Below are 14,500 nucleotides of genomic sequence, written 5' to 3' on the forward strand. Positions count from 1 at the left end.
ATCGGAGTCGGATCCACCCCTGGATTTCTCGAACGTTTCACCGTTCGAGCGCTCACCGAACCAAGTCACAGTTAGAATGTATCTCATATTCGGCAAGTTTTCTAATGAAATGTCTCAACACTTTGTTTCCAAGGTGTCGCACCCAGTGCAATCCAGCAGGTATACCTTTGCATATAAAGGTAATGGTCAAGAAAATCAGGACATATCCTTGATTTCGGCATATTCACGCCGTTCATAGCGTTTCAAGCTATGCGGGGGCCTGCTTTCGGGAGCTCAATCTATGGTGGTGTTAACCTTTAGAATCGCTTCCAAATTGCTGGTCCCAGCGGGCGACGACATCCGGTGCAACCGCGCGCAATTTGTCGACATCGTCGCGGAAATAGTCCGTCATTTTGCGTTCAAGGTCGGGTGTCAATGCGGGATAGCTGACGGGCCGCGCCACGGCGTTTCGCAGGGCTTTCATCGGTGTTGATTCCCGGATCGGGTCAAGGATCGGGCGCAGCGGGGCCAGAACCTTTCGCAAGCCGCGCGGCACGACCGGGGCCTCTTTGTCTTTCACCTTTTCGCGCAAGGGAGCGCTGAGCACACCGCCATAGCCGATATGGTCGGCAACCAGTGCCAATTGACGCGTCGGGTCGGTCGCCACGTTCTCGAACGCCAACAACAGGATCTGATCTGCCGGAAACAAGGCATAGAACCGGTCCAGATGGTGGGCATAGCGTCCATCATGCAAGAACCGCTCCTGCCCGGCGCGATCAGGGTTTAGATGACGGTCGATGTCACCTGACACCTCACCACGTCGAAACAGCATGCAATAGTCGGAATAGGCGCGCTGCACAGGGTTGCGCATTTGCACGATCAACCGGGCATCGGGGTAGGCATCCTTGATCCGTTGCGCCGCAGCGGGTTCGGTCAGATAGGAGTTCGACTTTTCGCCAATAAGATCAGTTGATGCGGCGGAGGCAAACTGGTCGCGATACCAATCGAACCCGCGATCATAAACACGCGAGAAGAAATGCAGCTCGGGCGCGGGCATAAAGATTCCGGGACTTGCCGACAGTGATTGCTGCTCCCAGGTTGTTGCACATTTGGCTGCGCCGATGATTAGAAAGTCGATGGGTCTGCCGGACGGCTTGGTCATGGGATCAGTCCTTGTTCGGGCAAAGGTCGTCGTAAACCGCACAGACTTGGGTGACGTGACGCCCCAGCCCGTATTCGGATCGGGCTTCGTCCTGAGCGGTGCGCGTGATGGCGTTCAGCAGGGCCGGATCGTCGGCCAGTTGTCTGATGGGGCGCGCGAAGGCGGCAGGGTTCCAGGGGTCGACCAGAAAGCCTGTCGTGCCATCCGTGATTGCTTCGGGGTTGCCGCCGTGATGCGTTGCGATGACCGGGGTGCCCAGATGCATCGCTTCGATCAGGGTGCGCCCAAACGGTTCATCAAGCGCGGTGATCAGCAAGGCATCAACGCCCGCCATTGCCGGGGCAGGCGGGTCGCGAAACCCCATCAGGTGCAGCCTGTCCTGGATGCCCAGAGCCTTGGCGCGCGCCACGCAGGCCGCGTCCAGATCCGAGCCTTCGGTTTCGACCTTGCCGAAGATCAATCCATGCACGGGACGGTCTGTGACCGCATCGGCCACCGCCGCGACAGCTTCGGTAAAATGCACAGGTCGCTTGCGTTCGTTCAGCACACCGAAATAGGCCAGCAACAGGGTGTCGTCAGGCACACGCAATTCGTCGCACAAAGCCTTGTGGCTGGCCGCGCGATCAGGTGTCGGGGTGGACAAATCGAAAGGGCTGCGCACGACTGAGAAGCTTCGATCCACGGACCGTATCGGGCGAACGGGTCGTGAAAACTCGGACACTGAAAGGATGCGATCCGCCAGAAGCGGCGCGATCTTGTTCACGCCCAAGGCATCGGGGGCCTGCCGGTGATGCCAGACAAACTTGCACCCCGCCAGTTTGGCGGGCAGCCCCCACGACCCATGCATGCGCCCGTCATTGGTGTGCACGATGTCGATCTTCCACTGCCTCAGCAACTTGACCATCCGCGGCACCGACCCAAGCAGAAACCCCGGAACCGAGGCATCCGAGGGGCTGCGGCTGTGGCGTGGAGCGATGATCGGCGGTGTGGTCACAACCGTATAGTCCAGCCCCATGTCGGCGATAAAATCGCCCAAAGCGCCAGCTTCACGGTGCAGCACGATCACTGGGTCATATCGCGTCAGGTCAAGGGCGCAGATCAGCTTCAGCGCCGAGACATGGCTGCCACCAATCGTTGCTCCCCCGACGAAGGGATAGAGGATGCGTGTCTTACCCATGTCGGGATCCAGTATATCAGTTGGCGTCAGGCATGGCTTGGTCGACGCGGTCGATCTCTATCGTATCGCCGGGGCGCATCGGATCGGTGGCACGAATGTCTGACGTGGTTGCCACACCGTCCACGACCCGGGTCACACGATAACGCGTCGCCATTTCTCCTACCGTATCTGGCACTGCCATCCCTGCCGATACGGCCTGTGCGCGCAATGCACGCGCCGTGGCCAGCCTGATCTGCAGGCCCGAGATGTCGCGTTCAACCGCATTCAGGCGCGCCAGCGTTTCTGCGCGCGCGTCATCCACAAGAGCCAGCTCGTCGCGCTGGGCGCGGTTGAGCTGCTGCTGCGCGGTCAGGCGCGCGATTTCAAGCTGAAGGCGTTTCGCCTCCAACTCATTCAGTGCCGAAGTCAACGCATTCACCCGCGTGTTCACTGTCAGTCCACGCTCTTTTAGCGAACTTACATCTTTCAGCTCGGCTTCGGTCGTTACAATCTGATCGGCGCGCAACGCGATCTGGGCGGTCAGCCGGTCGATCTGTTCGCGCAACACCGCCTGCAAGTCGCGGATCCGCTCGCCTTGGGCGGCGCGCGCGTTTTGCTTGGCGGCCAGAATGTCGGCCTCAAGGCCCTGCGGAAGTTCGGTCATGCCGTCATCCCCAGATGCCTCTTGTGCGTTCAGGGCCTCAAGGTCGGCCAGCAACTGCTGCTGCTCGGCGGTGTGCGCCTCGATCTGGTTTTCCAACATGCGGACCTCGCCGCCAAGGCGCATCGTGTCAAACGTAAAGCCGTTCTGGTCCCCCGGATTGGTGCGCAGCAGCCCCCCTGAAAGCGCCATGGCTTGCTGAGCGGTCAAGCCCGGACGATAGGGGTAGGCCCCCGGCGAACTGACCGCACCCAGAACATAGACGGGCAGGTGACTGATAACCTGGACCCCAATGCGTGGCGGAGGAGACAAGCCAAGCTTGCGTTCTATCGCGATCGCGAGTTGGCGCGAAAGCGTTGTCACGGTTTCGCCCTTCGCAGCCAAGGATCCGATTAACGGCAGCGAAAGCGTGCCGTTGGACCCGATGGTGTATTCACCGGATACCCCATCCAGAACAGCATAGGCATCCTGTTCCGAATCCCAACGCAAAACACGCACCAGCAATTCATCTTGTTCGTTTAGAACATAATCCTCGCCCAAGGCAGGCAAGGTGGCTGCCAGAAGGGTGGCCAGGACCGTCAGGATGATCTTGCGCAAAGGGCTCATGAGCGGGCTCTCCTTTTCAGGGTTGGGGATGGGTGTGGCAGTATTGGCTGGTCTTTGTGGCGCAAGGGCGTCAGCAGCGATGCTGTCAGGGATAGCAGCAAGATCCACGGCACGTTCCAGAAACGGGCATAGAAGGTGGGGAACATGTTGAAGGCGACCGCGTAGATCAACAGCACAACCAAGGTCATTGCCCAGACCTGTCGATTGACCCGCGAAACGATTGCCGCCCACACCAGTGTCAGGGCTGACAGGAAGAACCCGATCAAACCCAGAAGCGAGATCAGACCGCCTTCGACAAAGGCCGCGAGATAATTGTTGTGTACAGCCGCGTTGTGGGCGCTGTATTCGCGGAACTGTTCCACGCCCAAGCCAAGAAACACCGTATCCTTCATGATGGCCATGGCCTCTTGAATCAGTAACGCCCGATCCGAGAACGTTCCAGCACCCACCAGGCCACGGTTCAGCAGCGGGTCCAGCACCCGGTTGCGGAAGATTTCGGGCAGGAAGATATCACCGAACGCCAGCAGGATGACGACGACAACTGCCACGATCGCAGCCGAGATCGGGATGTGCCGAATGGGCCCGACGATCAAGACCAGCAGCGTGACACCAAGGAACGTGGCCAACAGCCCCGACACCGATCCGGTCAGCATGATGCCATAGATCAGCGGGGGAATGCAGAGCAGAACCGAACGTGCCCGCATCGCGCCCAGCTTATAAAGCCCAAGCACCAGAACAATCGCGATCGCGCCATGCACCGCCGTTTCGTTTTCGCGCTGGATCAGCGACCGCATCCGCCCGTTGCCCGACACCAACATCCGGTTGGGATTGTCCACGAAATGGACGACATAAGCGCCAAATAACATGACGAACACATAGGCCGCGATCAGCAGCTTGATCAGCGCCAAGGTCTGCGCATAGGAACGACCGCCAAGGATCATTGGCAGCACGAGCAAGGAATAGCTGTATTGCGCAAGCGTGTTGGGCAAAGCAGCCGGGTCACCGTTTATGACCGAGCTCATGGTCATACCGCCCGCAAAGGCAATGAAGGACAGACCCCAGAATGCCGTTGCCGGGCCGAAAAAGCGGATCGGCACGCTTCCTTTTGCCAACATCAGAATAAAAGCGGCGAGCGCCACGATGTCGGACGCGGTGATGTAAACCCCGCTGAGACGTATGTGGTTCATTGGCGCCAGAACGACCGCTGCGGCGACCAACAGCCCCTCGGGTGTTAGCAATCCTGCGGCCGCCAATCCAAAGGGATCAAACCGTGCCGACCTGTGGCGCAGGTCCGGCGTGCGATGGTGGTGGTGATGGTGATGGTGGTGGCGATGTGGGTTCTGTTTCATACAGGCTCCTCCTGCTCGGAGGCGTTGGCGGCGGGCCGCGTGGCTTTCGCGCGCAAGGCACGGTGGGTCAACCATATACAGGCGATCAGCCACAGGCTATTGCAAATAAGGTGCGTCAACGCCGCACCGGTCACGCCAAACATGGACACCAACGGATAAAGCAGCACGAAAAATAGCGCCGCTGTGACCACCCCCGTCCACATAAGCCCGCGGTCTGCGTCAAGGCTCAATAGCACCGGCCCAAGAATGACGCCGGCCAAAAACAGTGCAACTGCAATGGCTTGGACTGACACGACCGTTGTTGCGGCCGCGAAATCGGGTCCGAAAATGCTGGTGACGAGGGGCTCGATGAACCACAGGGTCGGCAGCAATCCGGCCACCAAAACCGCGGTGAACCCAAGGCTGATCGACGTCGCTGTCTTGCTGATTTTCTGGTATTCGCCGCGCGCCGCAAAACGTGCGAATTCGGGAAACACCACTTGCTTGATCGGGCGCCCCAGCCGGATCGCGGCTTCACCGCACCGGCGCGCAATGTGGTAGTGACCGACATAAACAGGGGCCACCAACGTCGCCAGGATCACGACATCCAGCCGTTGTGTGGTCTGGCGCAGGATCACCGCCAGATTGGAGTTCCACATGAGGCGCAGAAACCCCGGATTGGCGGTCAGCATAGCTTGCATGCCAGACAGGGTCATCGTCTGGCCATGACGTTTCATCTCGCGGCGACCAAAGAGATAGGCGGCCAGCCCTTCAACGAGGCTGAAGGCGATGAAAATGGCGACGAAATGCAAAAGATCGCCCCCCAACAGGTAGGCGATGACTGACAAGATCGCACGGAATGCCGCGGTGGCCGTGTCGATCTTGGCCAGCACGTCAAACCGATCATACAGGCGCAACAGCGCGATGCCGGTCGCGCGCAAGGAAACAAGCACAGCCAAAGCGCCCAGCGTCAGATAGGTGGCGGGCTGCCCCTCCAACCCCATAACGGGGGCAAGCATGGGCGCAAGCGCCAACACGACGACCGCCGCCAAAACACCGCCAGCGATGTCCAGCAGGACCGACAAGCCGATCAGTCGCGCAAAACGACCCTGATCCTTGTTTTCAAGCGCGGCGCTGCCATGATGGATGACCGCTTGCCACGGTTCCAGATGGACAAGACGCGCGATGATGCGGGCGAAGGCCTCGATCAAGGCAAGCGCGCCAAGCCCGGCAGCCCCCAAAGCACGCGCCGCAACGGCAAGCGATACCATGCCCAGAATAGCCATTGCGACCTGTGACGAGACGATCCACTTCAAATTGCGCAAAAGGCGCGCGGCGACCTGATCGCCCTTCAACTTCGCAAGCTTCGTCCGGATCATGTGCCGTCCCCTGCAAGCTGCGCCAACCAAAGCTCCAGATTGCTGGTGCCACCGCTGTGGGCGGGCTGCCATGGATCATCTGGCTCTGCGGGGTCAAGGCCGGGGGTCTGGGCTTCCCAGTCATCCGGGAACCCGTCGCCGTCACTATCGGTTATGGCGGGCGCTGTTCCGAGGTCCGGCCAGCCCCCAACCTGATCGACCCGGTCGATAACGGCGCCAGTGCAGTGGCGCACGTCGTCCAGAACGCGCGCATCAAGGGCGTCGGGCTGACGGTTTGGCAGGATCTGATCACCTGCGCGGGCCAGCACTGTTTCAAGCACCTGATCCGAGGGTAGGGCAGGGGTGGTCAATGTGATGTCCGTGTCCGGGATCTGGCTGCGTTTGGCTTCCCGGTCCAACACGCGGGTATTGCGTTTTCGACACCCGTTGGCGGTGCTGGCGATATTGTCGCGCACCATCAAAGCCACATCGGTCGCATCGTTCCAGTTGAACACCTGAACGGCTTCAGGCGTGCGCCAGATGGTGCTTGGCCCGGTCAAGGCAACGTTGCCGACATAGGCGATGCGGGTCTCTCCCAACAGATCATAAAACTCGCCGAACTGGCTGATCGGGTTGTAGAAAACGTTGTTGATGACCTCGACCGGGCCGATTGAAGTGGCTTTGATGTCGGGGTTGCGATCGCGGTGGTGGGCGAACAGGTTTCGCAAAAGCGTGATCCGGCCACAGGCATTGTCCGACCCCTCGTCAGAACAGATCAGCGCCCCTTTCGAATGCTTGCCCTTGGGATGAGTGCTGCGATCTAGGCTAAGGGCAAGAAGGCTGTCGGCCAGCGTGATGTCGGCTGCTGTCGCGTTCGAGACATGGATGTTGAACGTCTCGTCCGTGGCAAATCCCATGGACAGGTTGCCAAGGTAGATGCGGCGCGCATTCTCGACCGTGACGGCATCTACGGTGGGGGATGGTGTCTTGCTGGGGCCGGGACGAATCTTTAGAAAGCGCACCACGACGTCTGTCACATTTTTTAGGATAAGCGGCGTATGCGTCGACGCTGCGTTTCTGATCTGCACCCCGTCGCCCGGTGCCGTTTGGCCAGCCACATAAAGGTTGGCGCCCAGATAGATGGGTGTCGCCAACGAGATGGTGCCGCTGACCGTGAAGATGCAAACCCGCGCCTCTCCCCGGTTCTCAGCACATGCGCGCAGCGATCCGGGTCCGCGATCATCTAGCGTGGTCACGGCCACAACATCGCCGCCACGCCACCCAATGGCACCCGCGCCGAAGCCTTGCGCACCGGGAAACGCCAGCTGGCTCGAAAATGCCGAACCGTCTGCCAGTGCGCCGGACAATCCTGCAAACATGGCAACAACAGACGCGGCCATCCTCACGCAGAACCAACGCGCCTGTATCGGGCGACTATTTGTAATAGCCTTCGCCATAATTGTAATACTGGGCATATCCACCGTATCCCAGTCTCCGATGACGGCGTGTGTCCACGTCGTTGATGATGGTTGCCGAAATGGGCAAACCGTCGCGTTTCAGACGCTCGACCGTGTCACGCAGGACGGTTTCAGATGTCCGCCCCCAGCGCACAACCTGCCAGATTTCGTCGGCCAGAATGCCGATGCGCAGCGTGTCATCGACCACCAGAACGGGCGGCGTGTCGATCACGATCAGGTCGTATTCCTGGTGCAGCTTTTCCTTGAGCGTGGACAGCAGCTTGCGTTGATCCTTGAGGTTCGCTGAGCTGCGCGCGTCAAGCGAGATCAAGTCCAACCCTTCAATGCGTTCGCCTTTGATGACGACCGGACTGGGGCGCACGGCCCCCGACACTGCATCAGCCAGTTTGCTTGGCGGCTCTGACGATTCCAGCAGGCGGGCGGCGTCTTCTCGGTGGCTGTCCATGTCGATAACAAGCACCTTCAACCCGTCCACAGCAGCGGCAAGGCCAAGTGCGACGGTCACGGTGGACTTGCCTTCATGGGGCAAGCCCGAAGTGATCATAACCACCCATCCGTCGCTTTCGTCGTCAAACCAAAGGCCAGTGGCACTGCGCACGGCTTGGGCAAACATGGATCGGGGGTTGGACAGCAGGTAATGTGCCACAGAGTCCTGTGGACGGAACGCGATCGAGCGGTTGAAGCGCGGCAAAAAGCCAGCATTCGGCATGCCTGAGACGCGGATTGTTTGTTCTTCGTTCCAAAGACGACGGTTCATCAGGTCCAGCACCAAAGCCACCACAAACGCCAGCACCAGCCCACCAATCGCGCTGATGATCAGGGCTGCGGTCTTGTTGGGCCAAGACGCCGAGGCCGGTGCGCGGGCGACCGACACCTGACGTGCGCCCTGTCCGACAAGCTGGATTTGGGTTTCCAGCTCATTCAGCTTTTCGATTGCGGTTTGATATCGTGACCGCTGAAGTTCCAGCAGTCGTTCCTTGCGCATCTGTGTCAGCTCTGCGCGCGTGCGGTCTTGCAGGGCGGCTTCGACACTGGCGAGCTCTTTTGTCAGGCGTTCCGTGTTGGCCGCGTCTTGCCCCTCTTGTCCGCCAGCCCGCAGGATGGTCGTCAGGTATTGGACTTGTGACCTTAACCGTTCAGGCAATTGATCATCGTCCAACTTGTTTTCCCGGATGAAGTCCGCCAGGTCCAGTTCGGTCAGGGTCAGTTCTTCACCCAAAGTGGCAACGCGCGTGCGCAAGAAGTCGATCGACTTGCTGACGTTGGCCTTCTGTTCGGAAACGCCGCTCTGGATATAGACATCAGCAATGCCATTGGCGATTTTCGCAGCAAGCTTGGCATTGTCCGCGGTTGCGATGATGTCGATGGCCAGACTTTCGCCGGACCGAAACACTTTGTAAGCCGACTGCAACTTGTCCAGCACACGTTCTTGGTGCAACGCTACGTTGTCAGCCGAAGGGTTTGCCCCGATTTTAACGAAGGTGGGGTCGTCAAACAGCGCCAGCGAGTCGGCGACTTGGGCGGCGAAGGCGCGCGAGCGCAAGACATCCATTTCGGTTTCGATCACCGCGCGCGACAGCTCGAAGCTTTCAAGCTGCGTATCGGTGCGGCTGACACGCGTGTCCAGCCCCGTCAGGACCAATGTCGATCGTGCGGTGAAGCGTTCCTCCAGACGTGTCAGGACCAGTGCCGTAACGCCGATCACGCCGATTACGATCAACATCATCATGCGCAAATGGCGCCGAAGGATGATCCAAAAGCCGTCCAGACCAATGCGGTCAAAATCGCTGGGTGTGGTGTCGTGTCTGTGTTGTGTGTCTGCCGTCATGTGGCGTGCTCCTCCGTGAGCCGACAGATTGAAAAAAACTAATAACTCCCGATGCTGTCACACCGGTCAAAGCATTAATAGCGGCGATCCCCACGATTTGGGGAAACTTTTTGCGTGGATGGCGAATGTGCCAATTTATCTTGCGAGGCTTGTCCGAATTGGGTTTCGTCTGCGCCTTTCCCGGTCGCCCGGTTCAGCGCGCGGGCATAGGCTGCATCGTGGCGGTCGACATAGCGTGGGGCCGAAAAATGTTCCGAGACGCGGGCGCGGGCGCGTTGTCCCAGTTCATTGCGCGCCGCTTGCCCCGCATCTATCAGGGACGCGACGGCTTTCGCCTGCTCTTGCGGTGCGGCAGGGGCGACAACCCGACCCGTGTCGCCAACCAACAGCGCACAATCCCCGACATCCGTGACCACACACGGCACACCCGCGGCCATGGCTTCGGCAACTGCAAGTGGAAATGCCTCGCCCCAGGCCGAGGAGAGTAGGAAGATGTCAAAGCCCGGCACGATCGAATGCACGTCGGATCGGGTCTCAAGTGCGGTGACGCGGTCGCGGATGCCAAGCTCGCTTGCGGTTTGGACGGCGGGGCTGTCGCTTAGGCCTTCGCCGACCAAAACGGCCTGCACGTCGTGCCCCATCTCGATCAGCATGGCTGTGGCCCGCACCATGGAAACGTGGTCTTTCATCGGGTGGCCACGTGCCACATTACCGACAATCAGCCGCCCGTCCGGGATTTTGCAGATCGCGCCAAGGCGGGCACGGGCGTCGGGGTCGGGTTTGAAGACTTCGGTGTCGACCGCATTGGGGATCAGGTCGACATTGTCTTTACAAAAGCCGATCGCCTCGTGCTGGTCTTGCGACACACCCGAGCAGTAAGTGATCAGATCGACCCGCTTCGACATCGCCGCCATCAGCCGCACCACCCATCGGGTCGAACGTTTCTCGTTGGCAATGTCCTGAAGCGAGTGGTGCACACCCCAGACCAGCGCCGGACCATCCTTTCGGCGGTTGCCGATCAGACCTGCCCACGCTGCGAGGCATCCGTGATACATCCATCCATGCACGATGTCGGGCTTTGCATCGCGCAACAGGCGACGCAAACGCCAAAGCGCCGCCGGAGTGACCCGACCGGGGCTGAGCCCGAGATCTGCAACCTGAACACCAAGCGCCTCAATGTCTGGCGCGATAGGGCCCGAGGGGACCAGCGAAATCACCGAATGCGAAGCCGCATTTTCACCAAGTGCCGATAAATAGCGTTGCAACATAATCTGGGCGCCACCCACATTTGTAGTGGTGACGACGTGAATAACCTTCATGCCGGGAAGGTTGCATGGATTGGGAATGTCTGGCAAGGTCGAAACTTGATGTATGTGCATGTAGGGGCGTGGTTTTCTGGTGTATTGGCCCGCTATTTCGCGGCTCGGTTTCGAAGTTCTAAACAATGCATTCTTGGTTGGGTTATTGTCGCGAAAAAGTGGAGTATCGCTATTCCACACGCGCCTTCACTGTTTGATGGGTTTTCATGGACAGAAGATTGGAATTGTTGATTTGCCTGGTCGCGCTTGTCGTGGCTGTGCCTCTGTTTTTACTGACTTATCTGGTGGTGTTTGTGGCGCTTGGGCGACCTGTGATGTTCCACCAGGAACGCTCGGGTCGGAACGGCGTGCCATTTCAGGTGGTGAAATTTCGGACATTGACCGACGCCCGTGATGCCGATGGTGTCTGGTTGCCGGATGCCGAGCGGCTGACACCTCTGACCAAGCTGTTGCGGCGCACGCGGTTTGACGAATTGCCGCAGTTGTTCATCATCTTGCGTGGGCGGATGGCGCTGGTCGGACCGCGCCCCTTGTTGCCCCGCACAATCGAAGACTTTGGTCCGGCTGGCAAACTGCGCGGATCGGTGCGCCCCGGTCTGACCGGCTGGTCGCAGGTCAGCGGCAACACCGCCCTAAGCGACAACGAGAAGCTGCAACTGGACTTGTGGTATGTGGCGCACCGCTCGACCCGGCTTGACCTGAATATCCTCGCTGAAACCGTCGGTGTCGCCGTGTTCGGAGAACGCCGGCGCATGGACCGGCTGGAACGCGCCGCCGCGTGGCTGGCGACCCAACCGACGCAGAACAAGACCGAGGCACAGTCATGAACACCGTTTTTGTCGGAGCCGTCGAAGGATCATTGGCCGCGCTGTCAGCCATCTGTGAGGCAGGGCATCTGCCCAAGCTGGTGGTAACTTTGCCGCCTGAATTGGCGCATCGCCATTCGGATTTCGCTGATCTCGCTCCGGTTGCGGAGCGGTATGACATCCCGGTGCACTACACGCGCAAAAGCGATGCGCCAGAGACCATCGCAGCGATTGCCGCCACAGATCCTGATCTGGTGCTGGTGATCGGATGGTCGCAACTTTGCGGGGCAACCTTCCGCGCGGTGCCAAAGCTGGGATGCGTCGGGTTTCACCCTTCGGATTTGCCCAAGCTGCGTGGGCGCGCTGTCGTGCCGTGGACGATCTTGCTGGGCGAACGCGATGTGGGGGCGTCGCTGTTCTGGTTGGGCGAAGGCGCTGACACCGGTCCCATCGCGGCCAAGGCACAGTTTACCATCGACCCGGACACGATCACTGTGCGCGAGCTTTACGACCGACACCTTGAGGCGCTGGTCGACATGCTGCCCAAGCTTCTCACCCGCATTGCGACGGGCGACGTGCCGCGCGTGCCGCAGGACGAAACAGGCGCCACGACCTGCGCCTTGCGCCGGCCAGAGGATGGGCGGATCGACTGGTCGGCCCCGGCGCGTGACATTCACCGGCTGATCCGCGCCGTCGGGCCGCCCTATCCAGGCGCGTTCACTACGACGACAGATGGAACCAAGCTGGTGTTGACCGGTGTTCGCTATACGCCGCGTGAGGGCTACTTTATCGGCATGCCGGGGCAGGTTCAGGCGATTGAGGGGCGGCAGTTTACGGTCGCTTGCGGTGATGGCGTCTGCATTGATATTCTGGATTGGAGCGGCGCCGAGGCCCCGCCCAAACTGCATACTTGTCTGGGAAGGGTAACGACATGACCAAGGTTTCTTCGTTCGGGGGCGACCCGACCGCCCCGGTGCTGATTGTCGCGCCACACCCCGATGACGAGGTTCTGGGCGTAGGCGGCACCATTGCCCGGCTGGCGCATGAAGGGCGCGAGGTGCATGTGGCCATCGTGACCCGTGGGCAACCGCCCCGCTTTGACGCGGCCCAGATCGCGACGGTTCAGGCCGAGGCAGAAGCCGCCCATGGCCATTTGGGGATCACCCAGACGCACTGGCTTGATTTTCCGGCCGCTGAACTGGCCGAACACCCCCACGGAGCATTGAATGCCGGTCTGGGCAAGCTTGTGGCCGATCTGGCGCCCAGCCTGATCTTTGCCCCGCATCCGGGTGACATTCATTTGGACCATCAGCTTAGCTTTTTGTCCACGTTGGTCGCCAGTCGTCCGCATCAGCATGACTATCCCGCCACGATCATGGCGTATGAAACCGTTTCGGAAACAAACTGGAACGCACCTTACCTGACGCCCCCTTTCGTGCCGAATGTCTTTGTCGACATTACCGACCATCTTGAAACCAAGCTTGCGGCTTTCTGTTTGTTCAAAAGTCAGGTCAAGGGTCCGCCGCATGAACGGTCTGTCGAAACCCTTCGTGCGCTTGCAACCTTGCGCGGGGCAACGGTGCACCGGGCTGCCGCCGAGGGTTTCGTCCTTGTGCGCAACGTCATCTAAGCTGGGAAAGGAACGCGATCATGGCCAGCTGGCCCGTTTTTGACGACGAACAGATTGCCGCGGTGACCGAGGTGCTGCGCTCGGGCAAGGTCAATGCCTGGACCGGCCCGGATGTGCATGCCTTTGAAGACGAGTTTCGCGCCTATACCGGTGCGGCCCATGCCATCGCGATGGCGAACGGGACGGTGACGCTGGATGCGGCGTTGCGCGTGCTTGGGCTTGAACCGGGGGACGAAGTAATCGTGACGCCGCGCAGCTTTATCGCCTCGGCCAGTTCGGTCATGTTGCTGGGCGGGGTGCCGGTTTTTGCCGATGTTGACCGCGACAGCCAGAACATAACTGCGGACACCATTGCCCCCTTGATCACCGACCGGACCAAGGGGATCATCCCGGTCCATCTTGGCGGTTGGCCGTGCGACATGAGCGCGATCATGTCCTTGGCAGAGGCCCACGACCTGTGGGTCATCGAAGATTGCGCACAGGCGCATGGGGCGATGATTGGCGACCGGAAGGTCGGCACGATGGGCACCTTTGGGTCGTTTTCTTTCTGTCAGGACAAGATCATGAGCACCGGCGGTGAAGGCGGGATGTTGATCACGGATGAGGACGCGTTATGGGCCAAGGCCTGGAGCTTCAAAGACCATGGCAAGGACTATGATACGGTGTTCAATACCGACCACCCTCCGGGTTTTCGTTGGCTGCATTCGGCCGGGCCGGGCACCAACCTTCGGATGACGGGACCCTCTGCCGCGATCGGGCGGGTGCAACTTCGCAAGCTGGACGCATGGCGCGCCCATCGGGCCGCCAATGCCGCCATTCTTGAGGCGTCACTGGCGTCGCTTGACGCCATTCGCGCGCCACGGCCGCCGCAGGGCATGACACACGCCTATTATCGTTACTATGCGTTTGTCCGGCCCGAGGTCTTGGCCCCCGACTGGGACCGCGACCGTATCATTGCTGAAATCAACGCGGCTGGCTTTCCGGCGTTTTCGGGCAGTTGCAGCGAGATGTATCGCGAAGGGACGTTTGCGCGATACGGCCTGGGCCCCGCAGCCGCGCTTCCGGTCGCCCGCGAGCTGGGCGACACCAGCCTTTGCTTCCTCGTCGATCCGACCTGGACCGCCGCGCGAACAGAAGACCTTGCAGCCTGCGCGCGCGACGTGATTGCGCGGGCCAGCCGGTGATAAGA

12 protein-coding genes are annotated in these 14,500 nt (G+C 60.2%); 4 read left to right on the top strand and 8 right to left on the bottom strand.

Going from position 1 to position 14,500, the window contains the following annotated elements; all coding sequences use genetic code 11:
- Window positions 1–289: 289 nt before the first annotated feature.
- The 8 genes from ACXYMP_RS06620 to ACXYMP_RS06655 all read right to left on the bottom strand — a co-directional run bounded on the left by ACXYMP_RS06620 (window position 290) and on the right by ACXYMP_RS06655 (window position 10,875).
- Entirely contained in the window at window positions 290–1,141 is an 852-nt protein-coding gene (locus ACXYMP_RS06620) for a sulfotransferase family protein (protein WP_298569811.1), read from the bottom strand.
- A 4-nt stretch (window positions 1,142–1,145) separates the two neighbouring features.
- Window positions 1,146–2,318: a glycosyltransferase family 4 protein gene (locus tag ACXYMP_RS06625; RefSeq protein ID WP_298569809.1), complete on the bottom strand. Its 1,173-nt coding sequence runs from the start codon at window positions 2,316–2,318 to the stop codon at window positions 1,146–1,148.
- 16 nt (window positions 2,319–2,334) lie between these two features.
- Window positions 2,335–3,564 (bottom strand): polysaccharide biosynthesis/export family protein, encoded by a 1,230-nt coding sequence (locus ACXYMP_RS06630; RefSeq protein WP_458905139.1) that lies wholly within the window; start codon window positions 3,562–3,564, stop codon window positions 2,335–2,337.
- Entirely contained in the window at window positions 3,561–4,913 is a 1,353-nt protein-coding gene (locus tag ACXYMP_RS06635) for an O-antigen ligase family protein (protein ID WP_458905141.1), read from the bottom strand. The genes ACXYMP_RS06630 and ACXYMP_RS06635 overlap by 4 nt, the downstream gene beginning before the upstream one ends.
- Entirely contained in the window at window positions 4,910–6,271 is a 1,362-nt protein-coding gene (locus tag ACXYMP_RS06640; RefSeq protein ID WP_298569798.1) for a lipopolysaccharide biosynthesis protein, read from the bottom strand. The genes ACXYMP_RS06635 and ACXYMP_RS06640 overlap by 4 nt, the downstream gene beginning before the upstream one ends.
- Window positions 6,268–7,650 carry a hypothetical protein gene (locus ACXYMP_RS06645; protein WP_458905144.1) on the bottom strand — a complete coding sequence of 461 codons (1,383 nt, stop codon included), beginning with the start codon at window positions 7,648–7,650 and terminating at the stop codon, window positions 6,268–6,270. Before ACXYMP_RS06645 ends, ACXYMP_RS06640 begins: the two co-directional genes overlap by 4 nt.
- A 34-nt stretch (window positions 7,651–7,684) precedes the next feature.
- The gene (locus tag ACXYMP_RS06650; protein ID WP_458905146.1) at window positions 7,685–9,556 is read right to left on the bottom strand and encodes a GumC family protein; all 1,872 of its coding nucleotides are present in this window, start codon (window positions 9,554–9,556) and stop codon (window positions 7,685–7,687) included.
- 74 nt (window positions 9,557–9,630) lie between these two features.
- Window positions 9,631–10,875 (bottom strand): glycosyltransferase, encoded by a 1,245-nt coding sequence (locus tag ACXYMP_RS06655; RefSeq protein ID WP_458905148.1) that lies wholly within the window; start codon window positions 10,873–10,875, stop codon window positions 9,631–9,633.
- A gap of 206 nt (window positions 10,876–11,081) precedes the next feature.
- Here ACXYMP_RS06655 and ACXYMP_RS06660 point away from each other — a divergent pair, with 206 nt between their 5' ends.
- The 4 genes from ACXYMP_RS06660 to ACXYMP_RS06675 are packed head-to-tail and all read left to right on the top strand — an operon-like array spanning window position 11,082 to window position 14,495.
- Window positions 11,082–11,702, top strand: coding sequence for a sugar transferase (locus tag ACXYMP_RS06660; RefSeq protein WP_298569786.1), 621 nt, complete (start codon window positions 11,082–11,084; stop codon window positions 11,700–11,702).
- Window positions 11,699–12,616 carry a methionyl-tRNA formyltransferase gene (locus ACXYMP_RS06665; protein WP_458905151.1) on the top strand — a complete coding sequence of 306 codons (918 nt, stop codon included), beginning with the start codon at window positions 11,699–11,701 and terminating at the stop codon, window positions 12,614–12,616. Before ACXYMP_RS06660 ends, ACXYMP_RS06665 begins: the two co-directional genes overlap by 4 nt.
- A complete protein-coding gene (locus ACXYMP_RS06670) occupies window positions 12,613–13,311 on the top strand; it encodes a PIG-L deacetylase family protein (protein WP_298569761.1) in 699 nt (232 codons plus the stop codon). Before ACXYMP_RS06665 ends, ACXYMP_RS06670 begins: the two co-directional genes overlap by 4 nt.
- 20 nt (window positions 13,312–13,331) lie before the next feature.
- Window positions 13,332–14,495 carry a DegT/DnrJ/EryC1/StrS family aminotransferase gene (locus ACXYMP_RS06675; RefSeq protein ID WP_458905153.1) on the top strand — a complete coding sequence of 388 codons (1,164 nt, stop codon included), beginning with the start codon at window positions 13,332–13,334 and terminating at the stop codon, window positions 14,493–14,495.
- Window positions 14,496–14,500 lie beyond the last annotated feature (5 nt).

The organism is Aliiroseovarius sp. CAU 1755, from assembly GCF_054482655.1.

Bases quoted from the DNA above. Each gene is read 5' to 3' on its own strand.
- ACXYMP_RS06645 (WP_458905144.1), bottom strand. From the start codon at position 7,650: ATGGCCGCGTCTGTTGTTGCCATGTTTGCAGGATTGTCCGGCGCACTG.
- ACXYMP_RS06635 (WP_458905141.1), bottom strand. From the start codon at position 4,913: ATGAAACAGAACCCACATCGCCACCACCATCACCATCACCACCACCAT.
- ACXYMP_RS06630 (WP_458905139.1), bottom strand. From the start codon at position 3,564: ATGAGCCCTTTGCGCAAGATCATCCTGACGGTCCTGGCCACCCTTCTG.
- ACXYMP_RS06620 (WP_298569811.1), bottom strand. From the start codon at position 1,141: ATGACCAAGCCGTCCGGCAGACCCATCGACTTTCTAATCATCGGCGCA.
- ACXYMP_RS06625 (WP_298569809.1), bottom strand. From the start codon at position 2,318: ATGGGTAAGACACGCATCCTCTATCCCTTCGTCGGGGGAGCAACGATT.
- ACXYMP_RS06660 (WP_298569786.1), top strand. From the start codon at position 11,082: ATGGACAGAAGATTGGAATTGTTGATTTGCCTGGTCGCGCTTGTCGTG.
- ACXYMP_RS06665 (WP_458905151.1), top strand. From the start codon at position 11,699: ATGAACACCGTTTTTGTCGGAGCCGTCGAAGGATCATTGGCCGCGCTG.
- ACXYMP_RS06655 (WP_458905148.1), bottom strand. From the start codon at position 10,875: ATGAAGGTTATTCACGTCGTCACCACTACAAATGTGGGTGGCGCCCAG.
- ACXYMP_RS06675 (WP_458905153.1), top strand. From the start codon at position 13,332: ATGGCCAGCTGGCCCGTTTTTGACGACGAACAGATTGCCGCGGTGACC.
- ACXYMP_RS06640 (WP_298569798.1), bottom strand. From the start codon at position 6,271: ATGATCCGGACGAAGCTTGCGAAGTTGAAGGGCGATCAGGTCGCCGCG.
- ACXYMP_RS06670 (WP_298569761.1), top strand. From the start codon at position 12,613: ATGACCAAGGTTTCTTCGTTCGGGGGCGACCCGACCGCCCCGGTGCTG.
- ACXYMP_RS06650 (WP_458905146.1), bottom strand. From the start codon at position 9,556: ATGACGGCAGACACACAACACAGACACGACACCACACCCAGCGATTTT.